The sequence below is a fragment of the Burkholderia sp. BE12 genome (genome assembly GCF_002959955.1).
In the GTDB taxonomy this organism is placed as follows: domain Bacteria; phylum Pseudomonadota; class Gammaproteobacteria; order Burkholderiales; family Burkholderiaceae; genus Burkholderia.
Window position 1 is genome coordinate 39,657 of record NZ_PREY01000038.1, and the last position, 26,839, is coordinate 66,495.

Sequence of the window (26,839 nt, forward strand, 5' to 3'; positions counted from 1 at the left end):
CGCACGGCGCCCGCTTCGACTGACAGGATTGACCATACATGTGCGGCATTGTCGGCGCAGTTGCGCAACGTAATATCGTCCCGGTGCTGATCGAAGGATTGCGGCGCCTCGAATACCGCGGCTACGACTCGTGCGGCGTCGCCGTGCTCGAACCCGGCGCACCGAAGCGCGCGCGCAGCGTCGCACGCGTCGCCGACCTCGACGCGCAGGTGCGCGACACGCACCTCGAAGGCACGACCGGCGTCGCACACACGCGCTGGGCCACGCACGGCGCGCCCGTCACGCACAACGCGCACCCGATCTTCTCGTCGGGCGCGCTCGCGCTCGTGCACAACGGCATCATCGAGAACTTCGAGCCGCTGCGCGACGCGCTGCGCGCGAAGGGCTACGAATTCGTGTCGCAGACCGACACCGAAGTGATCGCGCACCTCGTGCACAGCGTGTACCGCGGCAACCTGTTCGACGCCGTGCGCGAAGCCATTCGGCAGCTGCACGGCGCGTATGCGATCGCGGTGATCCACAAGGACCAGCCGCACACCGTCGTCGGCGCGCGCCAGGGTTCGCCGCTCGTCGTCGGCCACGGCGACGGCGAGAACTTCCTCGCGTCCGACGCGCTCGCGCTCGCCGGCAGCACCGACCGCTTCACGTTCCTCGAGGAAGGGGACGTGTGCGAGCTGTCGCTCGACGGCGTGACGATCGTCGATCGCCACGGCGCCACCGTGCAGCGCGAGATCCGCGTCGTCAGCGCATACGGCGGCGCGGTCGAGCTCGGGCCCTATCGCCACTTCATGCAGAAGGAAATCTTCGAGCAGCCGCGCGCGATCGGCGACACCGTGCCGCAGACGGAAGCGTTCGACGCGACGCTGTTCGGCGACGCCGCGCCCGCCGCGTTCGCGCAGATCGACAGCCTGCTGATCCTCGCGTGCGGCACGAGCTACTACTCGGGCCTCACCGCGAAGTACTGGCTCGAATCGATCGCGAAGATCCCGACCCAGGTCGAGATCGCCAGCGAATACCGCTACCGCGAGTCGGTACCGAACCCGCGCCAGCTCGTGCTCGTGATCTCGCAATCGGGCGAGACGGCCGACACGCTCGCGGCGCTCAAGCATGCGCAATCGCTCGGCCATACGCATACGCTCGCGGTCTGCAACGTCGCGACGAGCGCGATGGTGCGCCTGACCGAAATGCAGTTCCTGACGCACGCGGGCACCGAAATCGGCGTCGCGTCGACGAAGGCGTTCACCACGCAGCTCGTCGCGCTGTTCGTGCTGGCCGCGACGCTCGGCAAGCTGCGCGGGCACGTCGATGCCGCTCAGGAGACGCAATTCCTGAAGGAGCTGCGCCACCTGCCGGCCGCGCTGAACAGCGTGCTCGCGCTCGAGCCGCAGATCATCGCGTGGTCGGAGGAATTCGCGCGCAAGGAAAACGCGCTGTTCCTCGGCCGCGGGCTGCACTACCCGATCGCGCTCGAAGGCGCGCTGAAGCTGAAGGAAATCTCGTACATCCACGCGGAGGCCTATCCGGCCGGCGAACTGAAGCACGGGCCGCTCGCGCTCGTCACGGAAGCGATGCCGGTCGTCACGGTCGCGCCGAACGACACGCTGCTCGAGAAGCTGAAATCGAACATGCAGGAAGTGCGCGCGCGCGGCGGCGAGCTGTACGTGTTCGCCGATGCCGACACGCAGATCGTCAACGACGACGGCCTGCACGTGATCCGGATGCCGGAGCACTACGGGCAACTGTCGCCGATCCTGCACGTCGTGCCGCTGCAACTGCTCGCGTATCACACCGCGTGCGCGCGCGGCACCGACGTCGACAAGCCGCGGAACCTCGCGAAATCGGTGACGGTGGAGTAAGGCTGTCTGTCTGGCCGGCCGGGCCGTCGCCGGCCCGTCCGGACGTCGTATCGGCGTGCGGGAGGCCATTCGGCCAGGTCGAATTATGTACCACGTAGTGGTATATAATCCCGTGCTGACTCGACCGGCTCGACATGTCTGCTTCCGTACGACGCGTCTTCAGGACGAGATGGTTTCACAAGGCAGCCGGGAAAGCGGGAATCGCCGATGGCGAGCTCTGCCGCGCGGTGCGGGAGCTAGCCCGCGGGCAGGGCGTCGATCTGGGCGGGAACGTCTGGAAGAAGCGCCTCGACGGGAATCGGCAACGCGGGATCGTGCTGGGCAAGGTCGGGCACACGTGGGTGTTCCTGTTCGCGAAATGCGGTCGCGACGACATCGACGCACGCGAACTGCGCGCCTTCAGAAAGCTGGCGCCGGACGTCGGTCGACACGCCGACGGCGACATCGCGACGCTGGTCGCACTGAAAGAGCTTGTGGAGAGTTGCAATGGCCAAGAGTCGATTCAAGAGCGACGCGACGGAGGCGATCCACGGCGCCGCGTCGGGGCTTTATCGCGCCAACCTGATCGACAAGAAGACGATGCGGGAATACGACGATCTCTGCATCGAAGCCGCGCCGCAATTCGACCCGGAAGCGATCGCCCGCATCCGCAAGTCGGTCAACGTCAGCCAGAGCGTGTTCGCGCTCTACCTGAACACGACGACATCGACGATCCGCCAATGGGAACAGGGCGACAAGCGGCCCAGCGGCATCGCCGCGCGCATGCTCCAGATCGTCGAGAAACACGGGCTCGAGGTGTTCTCCTGAGCCGGCTTCCGCGAATGCACATGGCCGGCCCGGCCGGACGCGCCGCAACGAATATGACGGAGAGACAATGGTAAGACTGTTTGGATGCGGAGTGCTGGCGCTGACGTTCGCGTCGACGGGCTGGGCCGCCGAGCACTATGTCGAGGTCTGGAACCCGCCCGAGGCGCGGCAACCCGCGGCTCGCATGCCGGATGCCCGCACACCGGCCGCCCGCCCGGGCGCCGACGCGCGCGTCGGCAAGAGCGCGGAGAAGCACGCGAGCGCCACCCCGAAAGCCGCCGCGAAACCGCACAAGCGCCGCGTCGCGCAGGCCATGAAAGCCGGCTCGCACCGCGCGCCCGCCGCGACCGACACCCCGGCCGCCCCGCGCCCCGTCGCGCAACCCGCGCCCGGGCGTCTCACGGTGATGCAGCCCGCCGCACCGGACACGACGCGCGCGCTCGCCTTCTCCGACATCCCGCGTCAATACACGCCGGACGGCAACGTGCTGCAGGTCGGCACGCACGGCCGCTCCGCGGAGGTGACTCGATAATGGAAGCGCAGACCTACCGCGGCTACCAGATCTGGGGCCACGCGATCCTGCAGCAGGAGGAGATCATGCAGCCCGAGCGTTTCGCGGCGAGCGGCACGATCACGCAGAACAACCGGCTCGTCGAGGCGTCGGGCGTGCTCGGCGTGTTCGACACCGAAGACGACGCGCGCGACGCGGGGCTCGAATGGGCGCGCGCGTGGATCGACAACCACTGCTGACCGACACCGACTGCATGCATCTGGAATGAAAGAAGGGGCGTCATGGACGCCCCTTCTTTCATTCGAATCCGGCACGCTCACACCGCGGCGTGCGGTGGCCTCACCGTTTCCCGCGGCCGGCCGACGAGCCGTGCCAGCACGACGATCGCCGCGAGCGTCGCGACGTACGCGGCGATCTGGATGCCCGCCGGACGCGCGGTATAGCCGATCAGCGTATGCAGCGCCTTGCCGACGATGCTCGACTCCTTGAGCAGCCACGACGTGTCCCAGACCGCATCGCCCCACGACGGCACGAGGCCGGCGGCCAGCAGGAAGCCGACGCACTGGCTCGCCATGCCCGCGGCGAGCAGCACGATCAGCCCGTTGGTGACGGAGAACAGGCGCTTCAACGGAATCTGCAGCAGGCCCGCATACATCGCGTAGCCGAGCCCCGCGCCGCCGAGCACGCCGAGCAGCCCGCCGGCGATCATCTGCGGCGTCTGCCCCGGATCGCCCGCCGCGATCCCGTACAGGAACAGCACGGCCTCGGAACCCTCGCGCAGCACCGCGACGCCGACCACGATCGCGAGCCCGGTCAGCGGCCGGCTGCCGGCCGCGACCGCCCGGCCGACCTCGCCCATGTGCAGCGCCATTTCGCGACCGTGCCGGCTCATCCAGATGCAATGCCACGCAAGCATCAGCGTCGCGACGAACATCACGCCCGCGTTGAAGACTTCCTGGCCCATGCCGGACGCCCATTGCGAGATCACGTCGGCGAACGCCGCGATCAGGCCGGCGCCGATCACGCCGCCGACCAGCCCGCCGCCCACCCACCAGCCGCGCCGCGGCACGCCCTTCGTGGCGGCCATCACGATCGAGACCACCAGCGCGGCCTCGAGCACTTCACGAAAGACGATCAGGGCAGTAGACAGCATGTCGGTATCGGCTTACTTGACGGTCAGGTGCGTCTTCGACTGCGCTTCGTGATACTCGTCGTGGAACTCGTAGGTCCCGGCCTTCAGCGGCCCGACGAGAATCTCGACCGACTTGCCGGCCGGCACGACCTTCTCCGCCTTGAAGTCGTCGCTTTCGAATTCCGCGGGCGTCGCATCGAGGTTCTTCACGACGAACTTCACCTTCTTGCCGGCGGGGATCGTCACGCCATCGGGCGAAAACTTGTGGTCCTTCAGCGTCAGGTTGACGACGTCGTCGGCAGCGAATGCGGAGGCGGCGGAGGCGCCCAGCAGGGCCAGAGCGAAACCGATAGCGAAACGGGTCATGTGCGTAATGAGCGGAAATATTGAAGGGAATCGATACTAAGATCGATTCGCATTTTCAACTCGGAGTACCCTTACTCCGATCAAGGGAATCGGGCGCCGTCGATCCCGTGCGCGCCTTGCCGCGCAAGGCTCCGCCAGATTTCGCCGACGATGTGCAGCCGTCAATCGGGAAAAGTTCGGACTGACGCGCGCACGCAAATGGCGATTCGTCAGACTTCAGCATTACAAATGGCTGATGCAATGCCATCACTGCGTGCGAGCGCTTGACCTTCCAACCGTGGCAAGCTTCATGCTGAACGTATTCGTCAACCATTTACCCGGGAGAACACGATGGAATTCGAAGTCCAGGACATGACCTGCGGCGGCTGCGCCAACGCAATCACGCGTGCGGTGACGGCCGCCGACCCCGCCGCGAAGCTCGACATCGACGTCGCGGCGAAGATCGTCAAGGTCGACTCGGCGCAAGGCGCCGAGCGCGTCCAGTCGATCATCGAAGCCGCCGGCTTCCATCCCGCGCTGCGCACCGCGTAACGCGCGACGAAAGCTGCGGGCGCAGCTGCGGGCGCAGCGCCGGACGGCGACGCGCCCGCCGGCATGTCAGCGCAGCCGGATCAGCGTCGACTTCAGTTCGGTATACTTCTCGAGCGCATGCAGCGACTTGTCGCGGCCGTTGCCCGACTGCTTGTAGCCGCCGAACGGGAAGTTCATGTCGCCGCCCTCGTCATAGCAGTTCACCCACACGGTGCCCGCACGCAACCGGCGCGACACGTCGTGCGCGGTCGTCAGGTTCGACGTCCACACGGCCGCGGCCAGCCCGTATTCGGTGTCGTTCGCGATCCGCACGGCCTCGTCGACGTCGTCGAACACGATCACCGACAGCACCGGCCCGAAGATTTCCTCGCGCGCGATCCTCGCATCGGGCTTCACCTCGAACACCGTCGGCTCCACATAGAAGCCGCCCGTTTCCGCGTTCACGCGCGCGCCGCCCGTGACGAGCCGGCCTTCGCCCCGCCCCGCTTCGATATAACCGAGCACGCGTTCGAGCTGGATGCCGTCGACGATCGCGCCCATCGATACCGACGGATCGAGCGGATTGCCCGGCACGTACGCGCGGGCGGCCGCGACGAGCTTCTCGATGAACGCGTCCTTGATGTCGCGATGCACGAGCAGCCGCGAGCCGGCCGTGCACATCTCGCCCATGTTGTAGAAGATCGCGCCGGCCGCCGTTTGTGCCGCACGGTCGAGATCGGGGCAGTCGGGCAACACGATGTTCGGCGACTTGCCGCCGAGCTCGAGCCACGCGCGCTTCAGGTTCGACTGCGCCGCGTACTGCATGATCAGCTTGCCGACCGCCGTCGAGCCCGTGAACGCGATGCAGTCGACGTCGCGATGCAGCGCGAGCAGCTTGCCCGGTTCGCCCGCGCCCGGCACGACGTTGAACACGCCGGCCGGCATGCCGGCTTCGAATGCGAGCTGCGCGACGCGGATCGCGGTCAGCGGCGATTTCTCTGATGGCTTCAGCACGACGCTGTTGCCGGCCGCGAGCGCGGGGCCGAATTTCCATGCGGCCATCAGGATCGGGAAGTTCCACGGCACGACGGCGGCCACCACGCCGACCGGCTCGCGCGTGACGAGGCCGACAAGATGATGATCGGCCGGCGCGACCTCGCCGCCGACCTTGTCGATCGCTTCCGCAAACCATTCGACGCAGTATGCGGCGCCCGGCACGTCGACCGTCGTCGTGTCGCCGATCGGCTTGCCCGCGTCGAGCGTCTCGAGCAGCGACAGTTCGTCGAGGTGCTCGCGCATCAGTGCGGCCCAGCGCAGCAGCACGGCCTTGCGTGCACGCGGGTTCAGGCCGGCCCACACCCCTGCGTCGAACGCGCGGCGCGCGGCCGCGACCGCGGCGTTCACGTCCGCTTCGCCGCAGTCGGCGACCTTCGCCAGCACGCGGCCGTCGATCGGGCTCACGCAGTCGAACGTCCTGCCGCCGTGCGCGTCGCGCGACGCGCCATCGATGAATGCGCGCCCTTCGATCTCGAGCGACGCCGCCTTGTTTTGCCAGTCAGCCAAAGTCAACTTGTTCATCAGGATGCCTCAATGGTTTGGCATTCGCGACGCGGCACGCCGCGCCTGGCGCGCAGCCGGCCGGCGGCGAATGCGGTGACGCGCGGTCAGAAGGTCGCCGGCGAATTGGCCGAGACGATCTCGCAGAGCAGTTCCGCGCTGGGATTGCGAAAACGATGCGGCAAACGGCTTTCGAAGTAGTAGCCGTCTCCGGGGTCGAGCAGCCACGTCGCGCCGTCGACGGTCAGCTCGAGCCGGCCCGACACGACGACGCCGCCCTCGTGCCCCGCGTGCACCAGCATCTCGGGCCCCGTGTCGGCCAGCGGCTGGTAGATCTCGCGCAGGATGCACATGTTGCGATCCTTCACGTTCGCGCCGACCAGGTGAAACGCGAGCGACTCGTTGCCGAGGTTCGGCATCTCGTCGCGACGCGACACGACCGCGCGCGATTCGACGAGCTCGAACGTAAAGAACTCCGCGAGACTCATCGGGATGCATTCGAGCAGCTTCTTCAGCGAGCCGACCGACGGGCTCACGCGGCCCTGTTCGATCAGCGAGATCGTGCCGTTGGTGACGCCGGCGCGTTTCGCGAGTTCGCGCTGCGACAGGCCATGCTTGTTGCGCACGAAACGCAGGCGCTCGGCAACTTCGGTGGACATCGATTCGGTTTCGGACACGATAAGTGCGATGACAAAGTGAAACGGCGCATGGGACAGCCGTTGAATATTCTAATCACTTTATGCCGCACATCAGCGGGGAAAACCCTGAAAGGCGTTCGAAATAATGAACGGCGCGTCGATGATTCCTTTTGCGAATATTTTGTTCGCACTGCTCGGGAAAGCCCTGATACAGGACCATTAAAAAACATTTGACGCCGTTATTGGCTCGTATATGCTGGCTCTCAGGTCAGCGTCATCAGGCTTTCACAGACATCGAAAAGCGTTATCGCAACGCAGCAATCGATGCCCGTCAACGTAAATGATGCAGGGCCGGCGCCTTGATTATTTTAAACGCCCCGCGCGTCGAAACGATCAGGTGTTCAATACTTTCAACAAACCAGTCGAGTGTAATCGTGAGAGTCCGTGGCCCTCTGGTGAGGTGGGATCGAGGCGATGTGCGAAGTTTGCGCAGCGCCGTTCCCGCTTCCGACGGCAGTTGCGGCTGGCATAGTCCTCGCCTGCTTCACCTGTCGATCTACACCATCCTGTCCCGTCGTTCCGTTCGGCGCCACAACGCCGTTTCCGCACGCGCCTTCGTCGCCGTCGATACCGACGAAGTGGCGTCGCTGCTGCCGTAGCGCCTCTCCTTTCTTCACGTCGTTCGTTTCGTTCGTCGATTCGCCAACCGCATCGTCCCTGCGGTGACGGAACGCGTTCGCGCATTCGTTGCGGCGTCGCGTATCGCGACGAAACGAACGACGGCCTGATCGTCGCGCGCAGCGCGGATCGCCACGCCATCCCGTTGCGCCCATTCACCAGCGTCCGTGCGCCCAGCGCCCGGCTGCGGGGTCGTGTCGCGTCTGCGTTTTGCCGCATCCGGCTCGACGCGCGTCACGTCCATATGGATTACTGATTGACGTCATGGAAAGGAAACCTCTCGTCGGTATCACTGCCGACCTCACCCAGATAGGCGCCCACGCGTCGCATACGGTCGGCGACAAATACGTCGCCGCGATCGTCGACGGCGCGCATGCGCTCGCGATGGTGCTGCCGGCCCTCGGCGAACGCCAGTCGAGCGCCGACGTACTCGACGCGGTCGACGGGCTGCTGTTTACCGGCAGCTACTCGAACGTCGAGCCGCACCGGTATGGCGGCGAACCGAGCGCACCGGGCACGAAGCACGACCCCGCACGCGACGCGACGACGCTGCCGCTGCTGCGCGCGGCGATCGTCGCGGGCGTGCCCGTGCTCGCCGTGTGCCGCGGCTTCCAGGAGCTGAACGTCGTTTGCGGCGGCACGCTGCACCAGCGCGTGCACGAAGTCGACGGCTTCGGCGATCACCGCGAGGACGACGACGCGCCGATGGACACGCAATACGGCCCCGCGCACGTCGTGCGCCTGACGCCCGGCGGCAAGCTGCATGCGCTCGCCGGCGGTCGCGACGAAGTGCACGTGAACTCGCTGCACAAGCAAGGCGTCGCGCGGCTCGGCTCCGGCCTCGCCGTCGAGGCCGTCGCGCCGGATGGGCTGATCGAGGCCGTGAGCGTCGTCGATGCACCGGCCTTCGCATTGGCCGTGCAGTGGCATCCGGAATGGCGACACGCGCAGGACCCGCTGTCGAGCGCGATCTTCCGCGCCTTCGGCGATGCCTGCCGCGCTCGCCGCGCCGCCCGCATCCGCGCGATGGCCGCCGCCGCGCTCGCTTGAGCGCGCCAACCAGACAACGAGAACAGACATGCAAGACATCGAAGACTTTCTGAAACAACACCGGATCACCGAAGTCGAAGCGATCATTCCCGACATGGCCGGCATCGCGCGCGGCAAGATCACGCCGCGCAACAAGTTCACGTCCGGCGAATCGATGCGGCTGCCGCAGGCCGTGATGGTGCAGACCGTCACCGGCGAATATCCGGAAGACGGCTCGCTGACCGGCGTGACCGATCCCGACATGGTGTGCGTGCCCGACGAGTCGACGATCCGCCTGATTCCGTGGGCCGTCGACCCGACCGCGCAGGTGATCCACGACTGCGTGCACTTCGACGGCTCGCCGGTCGAGATCTCGCCGCGCTACGTGCTGCGCCGCGTGCTCGCGCTGTACAAGGCGAAGGGCTGGAAGCCGGTCGTGGCGCCCGAGCTCGAGTTCTATCTGGTCGACATGAACAAGGACCCCGATCTGCCGCTGCGTCCGCCGGTCGGCCGCACGGGCCGCCCCGAAACGGGCCGCCAGTCGTATTCGATCGAGGCCGTCAACGAATTCGATCCGCTGTTCGAGGACATCTACGAGTACTGCGACGCGCAGAACCTCGACATCGATACGCTGATCCACGAAGTCGGCGCCGCGCAGATGGAGATCAACTTCATGCACGGCGACGCGCTGTCGCTGGCCGACCAGGTGTTCCTGTTCAAGCGCACGGTGCGCGAGGCCGCGCTGCGTCACAACATGTACGCGACGTTCATGGCCAAGCCGATGGAAGACGAACCAGGCTCGGCGATGCACGTGCACCAGAGCATCGTCGACGAGGAAACGGGCCGGAACCTGTTCACGTCGCAGGAGACCGGCGGCGCGACGTCGATGTTCTACAACTATCTGGCGGGGCTGCAGAAGTACACGCCGGCGCTGATGCCGATCTTCGCGCCGTACATCAATTCGTATCGCCGCCTGTCGCGCTTCATGGCCGCGCCGATCAACGTGCAATGGGGTTACGACAACCGCACGGTGGGGTTCCGCATCCCGCATTCGGGCCCGGCCGCACGCCGCATCGAAAACCGCATCCCGGGCGTCGACTGCAATCCGTATCTCGCGCTCGCGGCGACGCTCGCGGCCGGCTATCTCGGCATGACGCAGCGCCTGGAGCCGACCGAGCCGCTCGTCAGCGACGGCTACAGCCTGCCGTACCAGTTGCCGCGCAACCTCGAGGAAGGACTGACGCTGATGGCCGCATGCGAGCCGCTCGGCGAGATCCTCGGGCACAAGTTCCTGAAGGCGTATTTCGCGCTGAAAGAAACCGAATACGAAGCGTTCTTCCGCGTGATCAGCTCGTGGGAACGCCGCCATCTGCTGCTGCACGTGTAAGCGTGCCAACCGCATACGGAATCACGGAGAAAACATGACTTACCGCAATGAAACGGCCTGGGTCCAGCCGGCCGCACCGACCGCCACGGCCGCCGCGCCGCGCGCGACGCAGGCACGCTCGACCGCCGAATACCGCGCGCTCGACGCCGCACACCACATCCATCCGTTCTCGGACATGGGCGCGCTCAATCGCGCGGGCAGCCGCGTGATCGTCAAGGCCGACGGCGTCTACCTGTGGGACTCGGACGGCAACAAGGTGATCGACGGAATGGCCGGCCTCTGGTGCGTGAACGTCGGCTACGGCCGCAAGGAACTGGCCGACGCCGCGTATCGCCAGTTGCAGGAGCTGCCGTTCTACAACACGTTCTTCAAGACCACGCATCCGCCGGTGATCGAACTCTCCGCGATGCTCGCGGAAGTGACGCCCGCCGGCTTCAACCACTTCTTCTATTGCAACAGCGGCTCGGAAGGCAACGACACGGTGCTGCGTCTCGTGCACCAGTACTGGCGCGTGCAGGGCAAGCCGCAGAAGAAGTACGTGATCTCGCGCAGGAACGGCTACCACGGCTCCACCATCGCCGGCGGCACGCTCGGCGGGATGGGCTACATGCACGAGCAGATGCCGTCGAAGGTCGAGCACATCGTGCACATCGACCAGCCGTATTTCTTCGGCGAGGCGCAGCCGGGCGAGACGCCGGAAGCATTCGGTCTCGCGCGTGCGCGGCAGCTCGAAGCGAAGATCCTCGAGCTCGGCGCGGAGAACGTCGCGGCGTTCATCGGCGAGCCGTTCCAGGGCGCGGGCGGCGTGATCTTCCCGCCGTCGACGTACTGGCCGGAAATCCAGCGGATCTGCCGCCAGTACGACATTCTGCTCGTCGCCGACGAAGTGATCGGCGGCTTCGGGCGCACTGGCGAATGGTTCGCGCACCAGCACTTCGGCTTCGAGCCGGACCTGATCACGATGGCGAAGGGCCTCACGTCGGGCTACGTGCCGATGGGCGCGGTGGGCATCCACGAGCGCATCGCGCGCCCGATCATCGACAACGGCGAATTCAATCACGGCCTCACGTACTCGGGCCACCCGGTGGCGGCGGCCGTCGCGGTCGCGAACCTGAAGCTGCTGCGCGACGAAGGCATCGTCGAGCGCGTGAAGAGCGACACCGGCCCGTACTTCCAGGCGCTGATGCGCGAAACCTTCGCACGTCATCCGATCGTCGGCGAAGTGCACGGCCACGGGATGGTCGCGAGCCTGCAGCTGGCCGAAGCGCCGGCCGAACGCCGCCGCTTCGCGAACGGCGGCGACGTCGGCACGATCTGCCGCGACTTCTGCTTCAACGGCAACCTGATCATGCGTGCGACCGGCGACCGGATGCTGCTGTCGCCGCCGCTCGTGATCTCGCGCCAGGAAATCGATGAACTCGTGTCGAAGGCGAAGAAGGCCGTCGATGCTACCGCCCAGCAACTGGGTATTTCGTAACGGCCTTGCCTACAGGCGTGCGGCGGGCGCCGCACGCCGCCATAACCAGGGGAACTCCACCATGCGTGCCTGCTTTCTTCGCCAAGCCTGCTCCGTCGCCGCCCTCGCCGCCGCGGCGGCATTCACGTCGGTCGCCAGCCCGTCGGCGCATGCCGACGAGCTGAACGTCTACAACTGGTCCGACTACATCGCGCCGGACACGATCCCGAACTTCCAGAAGCAGACGGGCATTCACGTCAAGTACGACAACTACGACAGCGACGACACGCTTCAGGCGAAGCTGCTGGCCGGCAGCTCCGGCTACGACATCGTCGTGCCGACGTCGAACTACATGGCCAAGCAGATCCAGGCCGGCGTGTACCAGAAGCTCGACAAGTCGAAGATTCCGAACCTCGCGAACCTCGACCCGCTGCTGATGAAGATGATCGCCGACGCCGATCCGGGCAACCAGTACGGCGTGCCCTGGGCGTACGGCACGGACGGCATCGGCTACAACGCGCAGGCGGTGAAGAAGGCGCTCGGCGACAAGGCGCCCGTCGACAGCTGGGCGCTGGTGTTCGATCCGGCCAACATGGAGAAGCTGAAGAGCTGCGGCGTGTCGTTCCTCGACCAGGCCGTCGACGTGTTCGCCGCCACGCTGCAGTACATGGGCAAGGATCCGAACAGCAAGAACCCCGGCGATTACCAGGCTGCATTCGAAGTCCTGAAGAAAGTCCGCCCGTACATCACCCAGTTCAACTCGTCCGGCTACATCAACGACCTCGCGAACAACGACGTGTGCGTCGTGCTCGGCTGGTCGGGCGACGTCGGCATCGCACACCGTCGTTCGGCCGAAGCGAAGCGCTCGTACGACATCAAGTTCGCGAACCCGAAGGAAGGCGGCCTGCTGTGGTTCGACGTGATGGTGATCCCGAAGGATGCGCCGCACCCGGAAGCCGCGATGAAGTGGATCAACTACGTGTCCGATCCGAAGGTCAATGCGGCGATCACCAACACCGTGTTCTACCCGACCGCGAACAAGGCCGCGCACCCGTTCGTCACGCCGGCCGTCGCGCAGGACCCGACCGTCTACCCGCCCGAAGACGTGCTGAAGAAGATGGTGCTGATGAAGCCGATGCCGGCCGACATCCTGCGCCTCGAGAACCGTCTGTGGGCCCAGTTGAAGACGGGGCACTGATCGCCATGCATCGCGGCGGCGCAGGCATCGCGGTACGCCTGCCCGCCTGACATTCGCGGACCTCCGTCCGCCCGCGCGCCCCGCGCGCTGTTCCATCCGGCACGAGCCGTCGTCCGCGAGTCGCGTTGCGCGCCTCGCGCGGGGACGCTCACGCCTGCAATCCGTGAAGAACGAATGGTGACTCCCATGCAATCGATACCCTCTTCCGCTGCTGCACGACAGACCCAACCGGCCATCGCGCCCCGTACGCAAAACGACGCGTTCGTGCGCATCGAAAACGTCGTGAAGAAATTCGGCGACAGCACGGCCGTCGACAACGTGAACCTGACGATCGCGAAGAACGAGCTGTTCGCGCTGCTCGGCAGCTCGGGCTGCGGCAAGTCAACGCTGCTGCGCATGCTCGCCGGGCTGGAAACGGCCACCTCCGGCAAGATCTTCGTCGACGGCGAGGACCTCGCGTCGCTGCCGCCGTACCGCCGCCCCGTCAACATGATGTTCCAGTCGTACGCGCTGTTCCCCCACATGACGGTCGAAACGAACGTCGCATTCGGCCTGAAGCAGGAAGGCACGCCGAAGAACGAGATCAAGGAGCGCGTGGCCGACGCGCTCGCGCTCGTGCAGATGAGCAAGTACGCGAAGCGCAAGCCGCACCAGCTCTCGGGCGGCCAGCAGCAGCGCGTCGCGCTGGCCCGCTCGCTGGTGAAGCGCCCGAAGCTGCTGCTGCTCGACGAGCCGATGTCCGCGCTCGACAAGAAGATTCGTCAGAAAACCCAGCTCGAACTCGTGAACATCATCGAGAAGGTCGACGTGACCTGCGTGATGGTTACGCACGACCAGGAAGAAGCGATGACGATGGCGAGCCGCCTCGCGGTGATGAGCGAAGGCAAGATCGTGCAGATCGGCGCACCCGGCGAAGTGTACGAATTCCCGAACAGCCGCTTCTCGGCCGAATTCATCGGCTCGACCAACCTGTTCGAAGGCCGCGTCGTCGAGGACGAACCCGATCACATCTTCGTCGAAAGCGACGACCTCGAAACCCGCATGTACGTGAGCCACGGCGTGACCGGCCCGCTCGGGATGCCGGTCGGCATCTCGGTGCGCCCGGAGCGCGTGCACGTGTCGCGCGAGAAGCCGGGCTCGAAGCACAACTGGGCGCGCGGCGTCGTCACCGATATCGCGTACATGGGCAGCTATTCGCTGTACCACGTACGTCTGCCGAGCGGCAAGACGGTGGTGTCGAACCTGTCGAGCTCGCACCTGATGAACGACGGCGCGCCGGCCTGGAACGACGACGTGTTCGTGTCGTGGTCGCCGGCCAGCGGCGTCGTGCTGACGCAATGAGGACGCCACGATGAGAACCTCCGCTTCCACGCCTTCCACGCCTTCCGCGCCGGTGTCGGCCGGCGCTGCCGCCGCCACACGGGCCGCCGCGCGCGGCCGCCGCTTCGCCGCGCTGTCGCGCTTCCTGCCGTCGGGCCGCAACGTCGCGATCGGCGTGCCGTTCCTGTGGCTGGCCGTGTTCTTCGCGCTGCCGTTCGTGCTGGTGCTGAAGATCAGCTTCGCCGACCAGGTGATGGGCATCCCGCCGTACACGTCGCTCGTCGAGATCAAGGACGGCGTCGTGCACTTCGCGTTGCAACTGTCGCACTACGCGTTCCTGCTGCAGGACGACCTGTACATCGCGACCTATCTCAGCTCGCTGAAGATGGCCGCCGTGTCGACGGTGCTGTGCCTGCTGATCGGGTATCCGATGGCGTACTACATCGCGCGCTCGGAGCCGAACCGCCGCAACGTGCTGATGATGGCCGTGATGCTGCCGTTCTGGACGTCGTTCCTGATCCGCGTGTACGCATGGATCGGCATCCTGAAGGATGACGGCCTGCTGAACCACACGCTGATCGCGCTCGGCATCATCCACACGCCGCTGCGGCTCTATCACAGCGATGCGGGCGTCTACATCGGGATGGTCTATTCGTACCTGCCGTTCATGGTGATGCCGCTCTATGCGCACCTCGTGAAGATGGACCTGACGCTGCTCGAAGCCGCGTACGACCTGGGAGCGAAGCCGTGGGTCGCGTTCACGCGCATCACGCTGCCGCTGTCGAAGAACGGGATCATCGCCGGCAGCCTGCTGGTGTTCATCCCGGCGGTGGGCGAGTACGTGATCCCGGAGCTGCTCGGCGGCGCCGACACGCTGATGATCGGCCGCGTGATGTGGGATGAATTCTTCAACAACATGGACTGGCCGATGGCGTCCGCGGTGACGGTCGCAATGGTGCTGTTGCTGCTGGTGCCGATGGCGCTGTTCCAGTACTACCAGGTCAAGGAACTGGAGGACGCGAAATGATCAAGCCGAGCAAACCGCTGTCGACGGGCGTTCTCGCCTTCGGCTTCCTGTTCCTGTACATCCCGATCATCAGCCTCGTCGTGTACTCGTTCAACGAGTCGAAGCTGGTGACGGTGTGGTCGGGCTTCTCGCTGAAGTGGTACGCGGCGCTGCTGGACGACGACGAGCTGTTGACCGCCGCCTGGCTGTCGCTGAAGATCGGCCTGTTGACGGCCACCGCGTCGGTCGTGATCGGCACGTGGGCGGGCTTCGTGCTCGCGCGCTTCGGCCGCTTCAAGGGCTTCACGCTATACACGGGGATGATCAACGCGCCGCTGGTGATTCCGGAGGTGATCCAGGGGATCTCGCTGCTGTTGCTGTTCGTCGCGCTGGAGCAGATGTTCGGCTGGCCGAAGGGGCGCGGGATGGCGACGATCTGGATCGGCCACGTGATGTTGTGCGTGTCGTACGTGGCGATCATCGTGCAGTCGCGCGTGAAGGAGATGAACAAGTCGCTCGAGGAGGCCGCGCTCGATCTGGGCGCGACGCCGCTGAAGGTGTTCTTCGTGGTGACGCTGCCGCTGATCTCGCAGGCGCTGCTGTCGGGGTGGCTGCTGTCGTTCACGCTGTCGATCGACGATCTGGTGCTGTCGGCGTTCCTGTCCGGGCCGGGGTCGACGACGCTGCCGCTGGTGGTGTTCTCGCGCGTGCGGCTGGGGCTGAACCCGGAGATGAATGCGCTGGCAACGTTGTTCATCACCGCCGTGACGATCGGCGTGATCGTCGTGAACCGGATGATGATCGCGCGCGAGCGGCGCCGGATGGCCGACTTGAAGGCGGCGTTCGCGGTGGCGTGACGGGCCGCCTCCGCTTCGAAGACAACAAGCACTGCAGACAAGCATGACGCGCGGCCCCAGGGGGGGGACGTGCGATTCGATCCCGATTTGACAGGCGCACGACTAGGAGAATCCGCAATGAAGAAGAAACTGATCTGCCTGCTGGTGGCCGGCGCGTTGCCGGGCATCGCGCTGGCCGGTTCGACATCCGCCGAAATCAAGGCGCTGCAGGCGCAGGTCGCGGCGCTGCAGAAACAGATGAAGGCGATGCAGGCGCAGCTCGCCGCGAAGCCGGGCGGCGCGGCGGTCGCGACGTCCGGCGCGGGCGGCGGCATGGCCGGCGGCGGCGGCAACGCCGTCGCGGTCGCCGCCGACCCGGGCTCGCCGGATTACGGCAAGGCACGCGCGACGCTGACCAACGACGAGGTCAGCGAAATGAAGCAGCAGATCGCGAACCAGCAGCTGAAGGTCGACTCGCTGACCGACGCGGCCACCACGGGCCCGCTCGCCGGCCTGTCGGTCACCGGCTACATCGATCCGACCTACATCTACAACCGCGCGGCCGGCACGTCGTCGTTCCTGTTCGCGAACCACGAGAACGCGTACAACTATTTCAACAGCACGTTCGGCGATCTCTACCTCGACATCAAGAAGACGTTCGGCGTCGGCCCGATGGCGCCGTCGGCCGAAATCACGTTGATGCCGAACCGCGGCAACGGCATCACGCTGCTGCAGAACTCGCGCGGCTCGATCACCGACAACCTGCTGAACACGGCGGTCATCAACGTGCCGATCACCGCGGAAACGACGCTGGTCGCAGGCCTGATTCCGAGCTTCGGCGGCTACGAAGTCCAGCAGTCGAACCAGATGCTCACGCTCACGCACAACCTGCTGTACGATTTCTCCGATCCGGGCAGCTACGTCGGCGTCGGCGCGAACTACACGAAGGGCAGCTGGGCGTGGAAGTTCTTCCTCGGCAACGAGCAGTACCGCACGTACGGTTCGGTCACGCAGACGGGCACCAATGCGCTCGGCGACCCGATCACCACCAGCAACAAGGTGCCGACCTTCACCGCGCGTGCGGACTACACGTGGTCGAGCGCGCTCGATCTCGGCGGTTCGTTCAACATCGGGCGGCAGACGCTGTCGAGCGCGATCGATGCGGATGGCGTCGTCCATTACGGCCCGGGCGGCGCGGCGCCGAGCGGCTACGGTTCGTTCTTCTTCGGCGAACTCGATGCAACCTACACGCTCGCCGATATTCAGTACAACGCCGAAGTCGACTACGGCCGCCAGCAGCATGCGGCGTTCAACGGCGGGCTCGCGCAGTGGTACGGGCTGTCGCTGCTCGCGCACCGCAAGTTCAACGCGCCGGTGGTCGGCCGCATGGGCGTGACGCTGCGCTACGACCTGCTCGCGAACTCGAAGAACGGCGGCGGCGGCGGCGGCATCGCGCTGAACGGCAACGGGATGGACCCGAGCAACGGCTTCGGCGTCGATGCGGACTGCCTCGCGATGTCGAAGGCCGGCGGCGGCCTGGGCTTCGAGTGCAAGGGCGCCGTGCGCCAGGACGTCGCGCTCGACCTGCTGTTCTATCCGACCCAGCAGATCACCGTGAAGGTCGAATACCGGCACGACTGGGCGAACAACAAGGTGTTCCTGCGCAACGACGGCTCGTACGGCAAGTCCAACGATCTGCTCGCGACGCAGTTCATCTATTCGTTCTGATGCAGGACGCGCGGGGCGCCGTGCCGCACGCACGGCGTCCCGCGCCGTTTTCCGGATGGCTGCGCGCCGTTGCAGCCTTGTCGAGGGAGTCGGTTTCATGACGCAGTCTTTCACCCGCCGCGCCGATGCGCTCGCGCGCGACTCGTACTACGAGGCCACGGCCACGCGGTCGGCCACCGACGATCCGATGCTAGAAGCGGCGATCGACGTCGATGTCTGCGTGATCGGCGCCGGCTTCGCGGGCCTGTCGACGGCGCTCGACTGCCGTGCGCACGGGCTGTCCGTCGCCGTGATCGATGCACACCGGCCCGGCTGGGGCGCGTCGGGCCGCAACGGCGGCCAGGCGATCACCGGCTTCGCGAAAGACGAGGTGATCGAGCGGCAGCTCGGCGCCGACGGCGCGCGCGCCGCGTGGTCGCTGTCGCTCGACGGCGTCGCGCTGATCGCCGAGCGCATCGCGCGCTACGGGATCGATTGCGACTTCACGCGCGGCTACCTGACGGTCGCGACGAAGCCGCGCCGCATCGACGATCTGCGCGCGTGGATGAACGCCGCGACGTCGCGCTGGGGCCATCCGTCGCTCGCGTGGCTCGATACCGGCGAGATCCAGGCGCGCATTGCATCGACGCGCTATCTGGCCGGCGTGCACGATCCGCTGTCGGGCCATCTGCATCCGCTCAAGTACTGCCTCGGCCTCGCCGATGCCGCGCGCCGCGAAGGCGTCGCGCTGTACGCACACACGCCGGCACTCGACGTCGTGCGCGGCGCGCGGCCCGTCGTGCGCACGCCGTCGGGCGAAGTGCGCTGCCGTTTCGTCGTGTCGTGCTGCAACGCAGGGCCCGGCGGCGTGCTGCCGGCCGCGACCGCCGCACGCATCGCGCCGATCGCCTCCTACATCATCGCGACCGAACCGGTCGGCCAGGCGCGCGCCGATGCGTTGATCGCGCAGCGCGAAGCCGTGTGCGACAACAACTTCTTCCTCGACTACTTCCGGCTGTCGGCCGACCACCGGATGCTGTTCGGCGGCCGCGCGAATTCGGCCGGCGCGTCGCCCGCCGCGCTCGCCGAAGCGATCCGGCAGCGCATGGTCGGCGTGTTCCCGCAGCTCGGCGACGTGCGCGTCGACCACGCGTGGGGCGGCTTCGTCGACGTCACGCGCAACCGCGCGCCGGACTTCGGCGCGATCGATCCGAACTTCTTCTACGTCCAGGGTTTCAGCGGACACGGCGTCGCGCTCACCGGCATTGCAGGACGCGCGGTCGCCGGTGCGATCGCGGGCGACACGCGCGCGTTCGACCTGTTCGCACGCCTGCGTCACCGGCGCTTTCCCGGCGGCGACGCATGGCGGCAACCCGCGCTCGAGCTCGGGATGCTGTACCACCGCGTGCGCGAGCTGTTCTGAACCCTTCCGATACGTTTTTCCGACCATGCAGACATTCGCCAACCAGCCGCACGTCGCGTCGTACTACGCGGCGACCGCCAACGATACGACCCGCCACGCGCCGCTCGCCGGCACGGCCGACGCCGACGTGTGCGTGATCGGCGCGGGCCTCACGGGCCTGTCCGCCGCGCTCAATCTCGCCGAACGCGGCCATTCGGTGATCGTGCTCGAAGCGTCGCGCGTCGGATGGGCGGCGAGCGGCCGCAACGGCGGCCAGTTGATCGGCGGCTTCGCGTGCGACATCGACACGTTCGCGCAATTCATGCCGGAAGGCGACGTGAAGCGGATCTGGGACATGGGGCTCGAAACGCTGTCGCTCGTGAAGTCGCGCATCGCGCAACACGGCATCGACTGCGCGCTGGTGCCCGGCTACCTGACCGCGGCCAACACCGAACGCGATGCCGACGCGCTGAAACGGTGGCGCGACGATGCCGCGACGCGCTTCGGCTACGACCGCTTCCACTTCGTCGAAGCCGACGAACTGGGCGACTACGTGCAGTCGGCCCGCTATCGCGGCGGCCTGTACGACCCCGACAGCGGCCACCTCCATCCGCTCAACTACACGCTCGGCCTCGCGCGGGCGGCCATCGACGCCGGCGTGCGCATCCACGAGGACAGCTGCGTGACGCGCGTGCGCGACGTGTCCGGCGGCCACGTCGTCGAGACGAGCGACGGCAACGTGCGTGCGCGCTTCGTCGTGCTCGCCTGCAACACCTACGTCGGCGCGCTCGCGCCCGCGCTGTCGAGGAAGATCATGCCGGTCGGCACCTACGTGATCGCGACCGAGCCGCTCGGCGAAGCGCGCGCCGCCGCGCTGATGCCCGCCCGCGCGGCGATCTGCGACAGCCGCTTCGTGCTCGACTATTTCCGGCCGGCACCAGACACGCGGCTCGTATGGGGCGGCAAGGTCAGCTATTCGACGCGCGAGCCGCGCGAGCTCGCGGCGGCGATGCGCGCCGACATGCTGAAGACGTTCCCGCAGCTCGCGGACGTGAAGGTCGACTATGCGTGGGGCGGCTTCGTCGACATCACGATGAACCGCGCGCCGCATTTCGGCCGCATCGGGCCGACGACGTACTTCGCGCAAGGGTTTTCGGGGCACGGCGTGAACACGACCGCGCTCGCGGGCAAGCTGATCGCCGAAGCGATCGACGGCCAGGCGAGCCGTTTCGACCTGTTCGACAAGATCCGGCATCGCGACTTCCCCGGCGGCGAAGCACTGCGCACGCCGGCGCTGGTGCTCGCGATGAGCTGGTACCGGCTGCTGGACGCGTTCGGCGTGCATTGAGCGCGCCACGACATCGACGCACAAAAAAAACGGCCGCGCTTCGCGCGCGGCCGTTCGATCGGATCGCGGCACGCCGGCGTGACGGGCACCTGCCGAGGCCCGCGCGCCGCGCACCGGATGCGCCGGTCAGTCCGTGCCGTACTTCGGCGAATGCGGGCCGTACAGCAGGCCGGCCGGCGGTCCGGCCGACAACAGGCGGCCGCTCGTGAACGCGGCGACGTCGTGACTCTGGTCCATCAACGTATTCGCGATCTGCTTGACCGCGGCCACCACCAGCATGCCGATCAGGCTGCCGCCGCCGTTGTTGCCGCCTTCGTCGCTGCTCGCGCTCGCGCGGCCCTGCCACAGCACGTCGCCGGTGCGCAGGTCGACGAGCTTCGCCGATGCCGACACGACCGTCGCGCTCGCGAGAATCCGGTAGACGGTGCCGTACTGCGACACCTTCGAATACAGCGCGGCGTCCGCGCCGAAGATCTCGCGCAGCTTCGCGGGCGGCGTCCCCTGGATCTCGGCCGCATTGGTCAGGCCGTTCTGCTTGAAGGTCTCGTCCATCACGGCGACCGGCACGACGTAATAGCCCGACTCGGCGAGCGGCAGCGTCATCTGCGACAGCAGCCCGTAGGTCGCGCCGACGTCTGAGGTTTCGTTGAGGGGCGGCAGCACGAGGATCGAGCGCGGCTGGCTCTTCTTGAACGCCGCGTAATCGGGCCGTTTCACCGGCTGCGCGCACGCGCTCAGCAACGCGACGAGCGACAGCACGGACAGCAGCTTGAATGAGAGAGTCTTGAACATGGCTGGCGCGTCGCTCACTGTTTGGCGGTGGTCGGATCGGCGTTCTTCTGGCCTGCGACCGTCTGGTCGACGGCCTTCTGGCCTGCCGCCTTCGGGTCAGCCGCCTTCGGCGCGCCGGTTTTCTTTTTCAGCAGGAAATCCATGTAGGTCGCGGACTCCGGAAACAGCTGTTTCTCGGCCTGCAACTCCTGTTCGGCCTGCTGCTCGCTGCCGATGCTCGCGTACAGCATGCCGAGATGCGCATGGAAGCCTGGCGGCGGCGTATGCCCCTTGCCGCGAATGTCCTGCAGGGCCTTTTCGAGCGCGTCGATCTGCTCCTGCGGCGACTTCTGCCCCTTGAAGTATTCATACACCTGCGGCTGGTAGCCCGTCCACTGATAGAGCGGCGGCGTGGAGCTCGCACAGCCGGCGAGCAGCAAGGCGGCGGCCGTCGCCGGCAGCCAGTTACCCCGTTTCATGGTCTTTTCTCTTTTTCGATATCGTGGTGATTCGGTCGAGCGCGGCGCCGGCCCCGGCGCCCGCTGCGGCGTGTCGCGCGACGCTTACTGCGCCACTTTCAATGCACCGGCGTCAACCTGCTCCGCCAGATGGTTCACGGCTTCCTGGATCGCGAGATCCAGCACCTTGCCGTTGAGCGTCGAGTCGTAGCCGGCCGTGCCGCCGAAGCCGATCACCTCGCGGTTCGACAGGCTGAACTCGCCCGCGCCCTGGCTCGATGCGACGACTTCCGACGTGGTCGTGTCGACGATGTTCAGGTTGACCTTCGCGTACGCGACCTGCGTCTTGCCGCGGCCGAGAATGCCGAACAGCTGGTGATCGCCGACGTCCTTGCGACCGAACTCGGTCACGTCGCCCGTCACCACGTAGTTCGCGCCCTTCACGGCCTGCGCTTTCTTCATGAAGCCGGCTTCCTGCTTGATCTCGTCGAGGTTCTCGCGATCGAGCACGTTGAAGCGGCGGCTCTGCTGCAGGCGCGTGACGAGGATCGTCTTCGCCTGTCCGCCGAGGCGGTCGATGCCGTCGGAGAAGATGCCGCGCATGTAGCTCGAGCGGTTGTCGAACTTGCCGACGGCGATCGCGACGGGCTTGCCCGCGTACGGCTTCTGCGCGCTGCTGACGGCCGGCACGTCGAGCGTGCGCGACGATTCGGTCGCGCAGCCGGACAGCGCCGCGACGACCGCTGCCGCCACGAGGACGGTGCGTCGTGTCTGAATGTTCACTGCTGGTCTCCTTGCATGGAAAGAATGCCCCGGACGGGCGCGCCGGCTCGCGAACGATCCGGCGGTCGAAACGGCCGCGGCGCGAACGGGCACGCGCGCATCGGTGCGATGCGCGCGCACGCGTTCATCGCCGGGCCGGCGATAGCGGTATGGGAAAGAGGGATATCCGCAACGGATGGGTTGCGGCACAAAGCGGATGGGCAATGCAATACGCGACAGGCTCGCGTGCGCCGGTTACCCCATCATTCTGATTATTGCGCTGTTGATCGCGCATGATCGGCCCCGTATATGATTTTTCGCGATCATACCAAGTCCGGTTATCGATACGGGATTTCTTGAAAAGAATTGACGAATTTCAGACAGGCATGAGACACGCCGTCGATTCCGGCGTGCCCCGGCATTTCCGCCGCACGCGCATCGGCATCGCTGCAAATGCGCGTGCGATTCGCGCTAGTCGGCCACCTTCTGCCGCATCGTCACGAATTCCTCGGCCGCGGTCGGATGAATGCCGATCGTGTCGTCGAACTGCGCCTTCGTCGCGCCCGCGCGGATCGCGATCGCGATGCCCTGGATGATCTCGCCCGCATCGCGGCCGACCATGTGCGCGCCGACCACGCGCTGACTGTCGCGCGCGACGACGAGCTTCATCAGCGTGCGCTCGTCGCGGCCCGACAGCGTGTGGCGCAGCGCCTTGAACGACGTGCGGTAGACATCGACGTCGCCGTGCGCATGCCGCGCATCGGCCTCGCTCAGGCCGACGGTCGCGACCTCCGGCTGGCTGAACACGGCCGACGGCACGTACGCGTGATCGACCGCGACGCGCGAGCCGCCGAACAGCGTGCGCGCGAGCAGCCCGGCGTCGCGCGTCGCGACCGGTGTGAGCTGCGGCCGCGACGTGACGTCGCCGATCGCATGGATCGACGGCACCGACGTCGCCGAATACGCATCGACGGCGATCGCGCCGCGCGCATCGAGCAGGATGCCCGCCTGCTCGAGCCCGATCCCGTCGACGTTCGGCACGCGGCCCGTCGCATAGAGCACCTGATCGTACGGCCCGTGCCGCACGTCGCCGACGTGCACGAAAAGCGTGCCGTCGCTCGCGCGCTCGATCGATTCGATCACCGCGCGCGCATGAATCGTGACGCCCTGCTTCGTCATCTCGTCGGTCAGGAACCGGCGCACGTCGTCGTCGAAGCCGCGCAGGATTTTTTCGCCGCGGTAGAACACGTCGACGTGGCTGCCGAAGCCGTTGAAGATGCCCGCGAACTCGACCGCGATATAGCCGCCGCCGACCACCGCGATGCGTTTGGGCAGCGTCGCGAGCGACAGCGCCTCGCGCGACGTGATCGCATGCTCGATGCCGGGCCGCGGCGGCAGCGATGGCCGCGAGCCGGTCGCGATCGCGATGTGGCGCGCGCGGATCGTGCGCGCGCCGATCGCGACCGTGTGCGCATCGACGAGCGTCGCGCGGCCGACGTGCATGTCGACGCCCGATTGCAGCAGCAGATTGATGTAGATGTCGCTCAGCCGGTTGATCTCGCGATCCTTCGCGGCGATCAGCGCGGGCCAGTCGAGCGTGCCGGCGCCGAAGGTCCAGCCGAAGCCCTTCGCGTCGTCGACTTCATGGGGGTAGTGCGATGCGTAGACGAGCAGCTTCTTCGGGATGCAGCCTCGCAGCACGCAGGTGCCGCCGATCTGCTCTTCTTCCGCGATGCCGACGTGTGCGCCGTATGACGCGGCCATGCGCGCGAGCCTCACGCCGCCCGAGCCGGCGCCGATGACGAACAGGTCGTAGTCGAAATCCATCGCATCCCCTCATCGCAGTTCGAATGGAGGCACGATAGCAAGATTCGGGAATTCGTGCGGCACATGGCACGTGGCGGCGCATGGCGCGCGCCCAATAAAAAACGGCGAGAGACGAGGCCTCTCGCCGGTCAAACCGGCTGGCGGTTGTGCCATGCGTCACCGATCGACCGCATGCCCGACCTGCCGATTGCGCGGCACCGGTCCGCCCGGGCGCGCGAAAGGCGCGCCCGCGGCCGGACCGGCCGCCATGCTCATGCCTGCGACGTGTCGCCGCCGTCCGTCGCCTGCGTATCGTCCGCCGCCTGTTCGGGCTTCTCTTCCTTCTTCTCGAGCATGCCTTCGATTGCCTCGGCGCCCTTGAAACCGGCGACGGCCGCGGCCGCCTTGGTCAGCAGGCCCGCATCCGGATCCAGCTTTTCCGCGCCTTCGACGGCGGCGACCGCGCCGGCGATTTCACCCACGGTGTTCAGGATACCCATCGTCATCCCCTTTCAAGAAAATCGTGAGCGCATCGTCCCACGAAAGAAACCGGCGGACCGCGTTTGTCATCGCCGGATACACAAGTTACGCACCAGGCCGGCCACGCGCGCCGCGCGCCACCGGAACGACGCACGCGCACGCCTGACGGCATGCAACGCGCGATGCACGCAGCGTAGCGGAAAGCGGGCGCGTGCACTGTAAAAGTATGTTCTGGATTGCCGACGGATCGCTTACGGCGCGGGACTTGCGCAATGGAGCGCCTGCCGAATAGTCGGGCGCGCGTATGAAGGTCGCGTGACGAAAAAAAAGAGGCTCCTTGCGGAGCCTCTTCGATGCGCGCCGGACGAAGCCGGCGCATGCGGTGTCCGACGTTCGTCAGAAGATATTGCGCAGGCCGATCGCGATGCCCGTCTGGTTGCTGCGGCCGGGCAGCTCGACGTTCGCCGCGCCGTTCGTCTTGTTGAAGTCGACCGTGCCGTAGATCTCGGTGCGCTTGCTCAGCGCGTACTCGGCGATGCCGACGATCGCATAGCGGTTGCCGCTCGCGAGCGTGCCGTTCGTGGTCATCGCGTTGCGCATGTGGTCGTAGTAGAACGCGCCCGTCAGCGTCAGCGGCGTGCTGACCTGCCAGCTCACGCCCGCGAACGGACCGTCGTCGATGCGGCCCGTGCCCTTCGCGACCGGAATCGTCTGCTGGGCGAGCAGGCTGTCGACGAAGCCCGTGTCGTCCTTCGAGCGCAGGTAGCCCGCGTAGATCTTCGCCTTGCTGAAGGCGTACACGACGTTCGCGTGGTAGATCGTCTGCTTGCGCGCCGAGTTGTCGCTGTTCTGCTGCGCGCCGGCCGCGATGCTGAGCGGGCCCATCACGTACGACAGCGACACGCCCCAGGCATTGCCCTTGCCGAGCGAGCCCGGAATCTGGCCCGAGAAGCCGCCGGCGCCGGTCGATTCGTAGTTGGTGCCGGTCGAGTACATCGCCTTCGCCGTCAGGCCCTCGAACTTGCCCGTGTACTTGATCTGGTTGTCCGCATACAGGCCGCCGCCGAGTGCGACCGGCAGCCACGCGTTTTCGAGGTAGTTGCCGACGGTGAGCGGATCGTAGGTGTCCGACAGCAGGTCGAACAGCGGCGTCTTCTGGCGGCCGAGGGTCACCGTGCCGTACGGGCTCTGCAGGCCGACGTACGCCGCGCGGTTGAACAGGCGGCCGCTGTCGGCGAACGCGCCGTTCTGCAGGTTCACGCCGCTCTCGAGGTTGAACACGGCCTTCAGGCCGCCGCCGAGGTCTTCCGTGCCGTAGATGCCGAAGCGGCTGTTGGTGATCGCGCCGTTGGTCATCGACAGCAGGCCGTCGTTCTTCGCGTTGGCGTTGGTCAGGTAACGGATGCTGGCGTCGGCGACGCCCCAGAGCGTGACCGAGCTTTGTGCTGCTGCGTACTGGCTGGCGAAGGCCAGCGCCGCGCCCCCTGCGATGACTGCGAGTCGGGTGGTCTGCTTCATGAGCTTTCCTTTATTAGGTGTCTCCATTCATGACCGGCCGCGTGCGCAGCCGGGTGGCGATCGCGGACGTTCATGGCGGGCGCGATATGGGCTGAATCATAAGACGAGTGCGAACGCTGAAAGAAATTGAAATACGCGGCAATCGCGCGATTGTCGTCCGGGAACAACGTTTCCCGCGCCGGGCCTCGCTCGCACGGCGGCGGGACGGTGCGCGAGGGTACCGGCTGGCACGCACGGCGCTGTAAGGTTCGTCGATGGTGCGGCGTGCGCACGCGGATCGTCGCGAAGTGGTCGGTGGGG

Annotated in this window: 26 protein-coding genes and 2 pseudogenes; 17 read left to right on the forward strand and 11 right to left on the reverse strand. The window is 66.6% G+C overall.

Annotation, left to right across the window (positions count from 1 at the left end):
• Positions 1–38: 38 nt before the first annotated feature.
• The 5 genes and pseudogenes from glmS (at position 39) to C4B30_RS30325 (ending at position 3,413) form a co-directional block, all read left to right on the forward strand.
• Positions 39–1,856 carry a glutamine--fructose-6-phosphate transaminase (isomerizing) gene (gene glmS, locus C4B30_RS30305; protein ID WP_027785628.1) on the forward strand — a complete coding sequence of 606 codons (1,818 nt, stop codon included), beginning with the start codon at positions 39–41 and terminating at the stop codon, positions 1,854–1,856.
• 134 nt (positions 1,857–1,990) lie between these two features.
• Positions 1,991–2,347, forward strand: a pseudogene (locus tag C4B30_RS30310) (type II toxin-antitoxin system RelE/ParE family toxin); the annotation flags it as partial.
• A complete protein-coding gene (locus C4B30_RS30315; protein WP_027785630.1) occupies positions 2,343–2,663 on the forward strand; it encodes a helix-turn-helix domain-containing protein in 321 nt (106 codons plus the stop codon). The pseudogene C4B30_RS30310 and the gene C4B30_RS30315, both read left to right, overlap by 5 nt.
• Positions 2,664–2,730: 67 nt before the next feature.
• Complete coding sequence (locus C4B30_RS30320; RefSeq protein WP_027785631.1) at positions 2,731–3,195, forward strand: hypothetical protein; 465 nt, start codon at positions 2,731–2,733, stop codon at positions 3,193–3,195.
• Positions 3,195–3,413, forward strand: a complete 219-nt coding sequence (locus C4B30_RS30325) for a hypothetical protein (RefSeq protein ID WP_027785632.1) — start codon at positions 3,195–3,197, stop codon at positions 3,411–3,413. Before C4B30_RS30320 ends, C4B30_RS30325 begins: the two co-directional genes overlap by 1 nt.
• A gap of 77 nt (positions 3,414–3,490) precedes the next feature.
• Here C4B30_RS30325 and C4B30_RS30330 read toward each other — a convergent pair whose 3' ends face one another.
• Both C4B30_RS30330 and C4B30_RS30335 read right to left on the reverse strand, forming a co-directional pair.
• A complete protein-coding gene (locus C4B30_RS30330; RefSeq protein WP_027785633.1) occupies positions 3,491–4,327 on the reverse strand; it encodes an FTR1 family iron permease in 837 nt (278 codons plus the stop codon).
• 12 nt (positions 4,328–4,339) lie between these two features.
• The gene (locus tag C4B30_RS30335) at positions 4,340–4,672 is read right to left on the reverse strand and encodes a cupredoxin domain-containing protein (RefSeq protein WP_027785634.1); all 333 of its coding nucleotides are present in this window, start codon (positions 4,670–4,672) and stop codon (positions 4,340–4,342) included.
• 330 nt (positions 4,673–5,002) lie between these two features.
• Here C4B30_RS30335 and C4B30_RS30345 point away from each other — a divergent pair, with 330 nt between their 5' ends.
• Positions 5,003–5,203 carry a heavy-metal-associated domain-containing protein gene (locus C4B30_RS30345; protein WP_006477591.1) on the forward strand — a complete coding sequence of 67 codons (201 nt, stop codon included), beginning with the start codon at positions 5,003–5,005 and terminating at the stop codon, positions 5,201–5,203.
• Between the two features lie 66 nt (positions 5,204–5,269).
• Here the strand turns inward: C4B30_RS30345 and C4B30_RS30350 are convergent, their stop codons facing one another.
• Positions 5,270–6,760 (reverse strand): aldehyde dehydrogenase, encoded by a 1,491-nt coding sequence (locus C4B30_RS30350; protein ID WP_027785635.1) that lies wholly within the window; start codon positions 6,758–6,760, stop codon positions 5,270–5,272.
• Positions 6,761–6,846: 86 nt separating this feature from the next.
• Complete coding sequence (locus C4B30_RS30355) at positions 6,847–7,398, reverse strand: cupin domain-containing protein (RefSeq protein WP_027785636.1); 552 nt, start codon at positions 7,396–7,398, stop codon at positions 6,847–6,849.
• 455 nt (positions 7,399–7,853) lie between these two features.
• Here C4B30_RS30355 and C4B30_RS35965 point away from each other — a divergent pair, with 455 nt between their 5' ends.
• From C4B30_RS35965 to C4B30_RS30410, 11 genes are all read left to right on the forward strand, one after another.
• Positions 7,854–8,036, forward strand: a complete 183-nt coding sequence (locus tag C4B30_RS35965) for a hypothetical protein (protein WP_006488040.1) — start codon at positions 7,854–7,856, stop codon at positions 8,034–8,036.
• A 283-nt stretch (positions 8,037–8,319) separates the two neighbouring features.
• Positions 8,320–9,105 carry a gamma-glutamyl-gamma-aminobutyrate hydrolase family protein gene (locus C4B30_RS30365; protein WP_027785637.1) on the forward strand — a complete coding sequence of 262 codons (786 nt, stop codon included), beginning with the start codon at positions 8,320–8,322 and terminating at the stop codon, positions 9,103–9,105.
• A 28-nt stretch (positions 9,106–9,133) separates the two neighbouring features.
• Positions 9,134–10,471 (forward strand): glutamine synthetase family protein, encoded by a 1,338-nt coding sequence (locus C4B30_RS30370; protein WP_027785638.1) that lies wholly within the window; start codon positions 9,134–9,136, stop codon positions 10,469–10,471.
• A gap of 34 nt (positions 10,472–10,505) precedes the next feature.
• Entirely contained in the window at positions 10,506–11,948 is a 1,443-nt protein-coding gene (locus C4B30_RS30375; RefSeq protein ID WP_027785639.1) for an aspartate aminotransferase family protein, read from the forward strand.
• Between the two features lie 61 nt (positions 11,949–12,009).
• Complete coding sequence (locus C4B30_RS30380; RefSeq protein ID WP_027785640.1) at positions 12,010–13,125, forward strand: polyamine ABC transporter substrate-binding protein; 1,116 nt, start codon at positions 12,010–12,012, stop codon at positions 13,123–13,125.
• 186 nt (positions 13,126–13,311) lie between these two features.
• Positions 13,312–14,466, forward strand: coding sequence for an ABC transporter ATP-binding protein (locus tag C4B30_RS30385; protein WP_027785641.1), 1,155 nt, complete (start codon positions 13,312–13,314; stop codon positions 14,464–14,466).
• Positions 14,467–14,476: 10 nt separating this feature from the next.
• The gene (locus C4B30_RS30390; RefSeq protein WP_027785642.1) at positions 14,477–15,472 is read left to right on the forward strand and encodes an ABC transporter permease subunit; all 996 of its coding nucleotides are present in this window, start codon (positions 14,477–14,479) and stop codon (positions 15,470–15,472) included.
• Positions 15,469–16,308: an ABC transporter permease subunit gene (locus tag C4B30_RS30395; RefSeq protein WP_027785643.1), complete on the forward strand. Its 840-nt coding sequence runs from the start codon at positions 15,469–15,471 to the stop codon at positions 16,306–16,308. The genes C4B30_RS30390 and C4B30_RS30395 overlap by 4 nt, the downstream gene beginning before the upstream one ends.
• Before the next feature lie 117 nt (positions 16,309–16,425).
• Positions 16,426–18,015 carry a DUF3138 family protein gene (locus tag C4B30_RS30400; protein WP_027785644.1) on the forward strand — a complete coding sequence of 530 codons (1,590 nt, stop codon included), beginning with the start codon at positions 16,426–16,428 and terminating at the stop codon, positions 18,013–18,015.
• 97 nt (positions 18,016–18,112) lie between these two features.
• A complete protein-coding gene (locus C4B30_RS30405; RefSeq protein WP_027785645.1) occupies positions 18,113–19,417 on the forward strand; it encodes an NAD(P)/FAD-dependent oxidoreductase in 1,305 nt (434 codons plus the stop codon).
• 25 nt (positions 19,418–19,442) lie between these two features.
• A complete protein-coding gene (locus tag C4B30_RS30410) occupies positions 19,443–20,744 on the forward strand; it encodes an NAD(P)/FAD-dependent oxidoreductase (protein ID WP_027785646.1) in 1,302 nt (433 codons plus the stop codon).
• A 126-nt stretch (positions 20,745–20,870) separates the two neighbouring features.
• Here the strand turns inward: C4B30_RS30410 and C4B30_RS30415 are convergent, their stop codons facing one another.
• The 7 genes and pseudogenes from C4B30_RS30415 to C4B30_RS35970 form a co-directional block, all read right to left on the reverse strand.
• Positions 20,871–21,536, reverse strand: coding sequence for a DUF799 domain-containing protein (locus C4B30_RS30415; protein ID WP_027785647.1), 666 nt, complete (start codon positions 21,534–21,536; stop codon positions 20,871–20,873).
• 14 nt (positions 21,537–21,550) lie between these two features.
• Complete coding sequence (locus C4B30_RS30420; RefSeq protein ID WP_034185447.1) at positions 21,551–21,994, reverse strand: DUF4810 domain-containing protein; 444 nt, start codon at positions 21,992–21,994, stop codon at positions 21,551–21,553.
• A gap of 84 nt (positions 21,995–22,078) precedes the next feature.
• Positions 22,079–22,750: a CsgG/HfaB family protein gene (locus tag C4B30_RS30425; RefSeq protein ID WP_185716591.1), complete on the reverse strand. Its 672-nt coding sequence runs from the start codon at positions 22,748–22,750 to the stop codon at positions 22,079–22,081.
• A gap of 456 nt (positions 22,751–23,206) precedes the next feature.
• The gene (gene gor / locus C4B30_RS30430) at positions 23,207–24,562 is read right to left on the reverse strand and encodes a glutathione-disulfide reductase (RefSeq protein WP_027785649.1); all 1,356 of its coding nucleotides are present in this window, start codon (positions 24,560–24,562) and stop codon (positions 23,207–23,209) included.
• A gap of 251 nt (positions 24,563–24,813) precedes the next feature.
• Complete coding sequence (locus C4B30_RS30435) at positions 24,814–25,041, reverse strand: hypothetical protein (RefSeq protein ID WP_027785650.1); 228 nt, start codon at positions 25,039–25,041, stop codon at positions 24,814–24,816.
• Positions 25,042–25,417: 376 nt separating this feature from the next.
• Entirely contained in the window at positions 25,418–26,539 is a 1,122-nt protein-coding gene (locus tag C4B30_RS30440; RefSeq protein WP_027785651.1) for a porin, read from the reverse strand.
• A pseudogene (locus C4B30_RS35970) lies at positions 26,536–26,839 on the reverse strand (hypothetical protein); the annotation flags it as partial. The pseudogene C4B30_RS35970 and the gene C4B30_RS30440, both read right to left, overlap by 4 nt.

What these genes read in the sequence shown, in the direction of transcription:
- gor (WP_027785649.1), bottom strand. Translation starts at nt 24,562, where the DNA reads ATGGATTTCGACTACGACCTGTTCGTCATCGGCGCCGGCTCGGGCGGC.
- glmS (WP_027785628.1), top strand. Translation starts at nt 39, where the DNA reads ATGTGCGGCATTGTCGGCGCAGTTGCGCAACGTAATATCGTCCCGGTG.
- C4B30_RS30420 (WP_034185447.1), bottom strand. Translation starts at nt 21,994, where the DNA reads ATGAAACGGGGTAACTGGCTGCCGGCGACGGCCGCCGCCTTGCTGCTC.
- C4B30_RS30365 (WP_027785637.1), top strand. Translation starts at nt 8,320, where the DNA reads ATGGAAAGGAAACCTCTCGTCGGTATCACTGCCGACCTCACCCAGATA.
- C4B30_RS30385 (WP_027785641.1), top strand. Translation starts at nt 13,312, where the DNA reads ATGCAATCGATACCCTCTTCCGCTGCTGCACGACAGACCCAACCGGCC.
- C4B30_RS30390 (WP_027785642.1), top strand. Translation starts at nt 14,477, where the DNA reads ATGAGAACCTCCGCTTCCACGCCTTCCACGCCTTCCGCGCCGGTGTCG.
- C4B30_RS30410 (WP_027785646.1), top strand. Translation starts at nt 19,443, where the DNA reads ATGCAGACATTCGCCAACCAGCCGCACGTCGCGTCGTACTACGCGGCG.
- C4B30_RS30355 (WP_027785636.1), bottom strand. Translation starts at nt 7,398, where the DNA reads ATGTCCACCGAAGTTGCCGAGCGCCTGCGTTTCGTGCGCAACAAGCAT.
- C4B30_RS30350 (WP_027785635.1), bottom strand. Translation starts at nt 6,760, where the DNA reads ATGAACAAGTTGACTTTGGCTGACTGGCAAAACAAGGCGGCGTCGCTC.
- C4B30_RS30415 (WP_027785647.1), bottom strand. Translation starts at nt 21,536, where the DNA reads ATGTTCAAGACTCTCTCATTCAAGCTGCTGTCCGTGCTGTCGCTCGTC.
- C4B30_RS30395 (WP_027785643.1), top strand. Translation starts at nt 15,469, where the DNA reads ATGATCAAGCCGAGCAAACCGCTGTCGACGGGCGTTCTCGCCTTCGGC.
- C4B30_RS30335 (WP_027785634.1), bottom strand. Translation starts at nt 4,672, where the DNA reads ATGACCCGTTTCGCTATCGGTTTCGCTCTGGCCCTGCTGGGCGCCTCC.
- C4B30_RS30370 (WP_027785638.1), top strand. Translation starts at nt 9,134, where the DNA reads ATGCAAGACATCGAAGACTTTCTGAAACAACACCGGATCACCGAAGTC.
- C4B30_RS30315 (WP_027785630.1), top strand. Translation starts at nt 2,343, where the DNA reads ATGGCCAAGAGTCGATTCAAGAGCGACGCGACGGAGGCGATCCACGGC.
- C4B30_RS30320 (WP_027785631.1), top strand. Translation starts at nt 2,731, where the DNA reads ATGGTAAGACTGTTTGGATGCGGAGTGCTGGCGCTGACGTTCGCGTCG.
- C4B30_RS30345 (WP_006477591.1), top strand. Translation starts at nt 5,003, where the DNA reads ATGGAATTCGAAGTCCAGGACATGACCTGCGGCGGCTGCGCCAACGCA.
- C4B30_RS30400 (WP_027785644.1), top strand. Translation starts at nt 16,426, where the DNA reads ATGAAGAAGAAACTGATCTGCCTGCTGGTGGCCGGCGCGTTGCCGGGC.
- C4B30_RS30375 (WP_027785639.1), top strand. Translation starts at nt 10,506, where the DNA reads ATGACTTACCGCAATGAAACGGCCTGGGTCCAGCCGGCCGCACCGACC.
- C4B30_RS30435 (WP_027785650.1), bottom strand. Translation starts at nt 25,041, where the DNA reads ATGGGTATCCTGAACACCGTGGGTGAAATCGCCGGCGCGGTCGCCGCC.
- C4B30_RS30380 (WP_027785640.1), top strand. Translation starts at nt 12,010, where the DNA reads ATGCGTGCCTGCTTTCTTCGCCAAGCCTGCTCCGTCGCCGCCCTCGCC.
- C4B30_RS30325 (WP_027785632.1), top strand. Translation starts at nt 3,195, where the DNA reads ATGGAAGCGCAGACCTACCGCGGCTACCAGATCTGGGGCCACGCGATC.
- C4B30_RS30440 (WP_027785651.1), bottom strand. Translation starts at nt 26,539, where the DNA reads ATGAAGCAGACCACCCGACTCGCAGTCATCGCAGGGGGCGCGGCGCTG.
- C4B30_RS30330 (WP_027785633.1), bottom strand. Translation starts at nt 4,327, where the DNA reads ATGCTGTCTACTGCCCTGATCGTCTTTCGTGAAGTGCTCGAGGCCGCG.
- C4B30_RS30405 (WP_027785645.1), top strand. Translation starts at nt 18,113, where the DNA reads ATGACGCAGTCTTTCACCCGCCGCGCCGATGCGCTCGCGCGCGACTCG.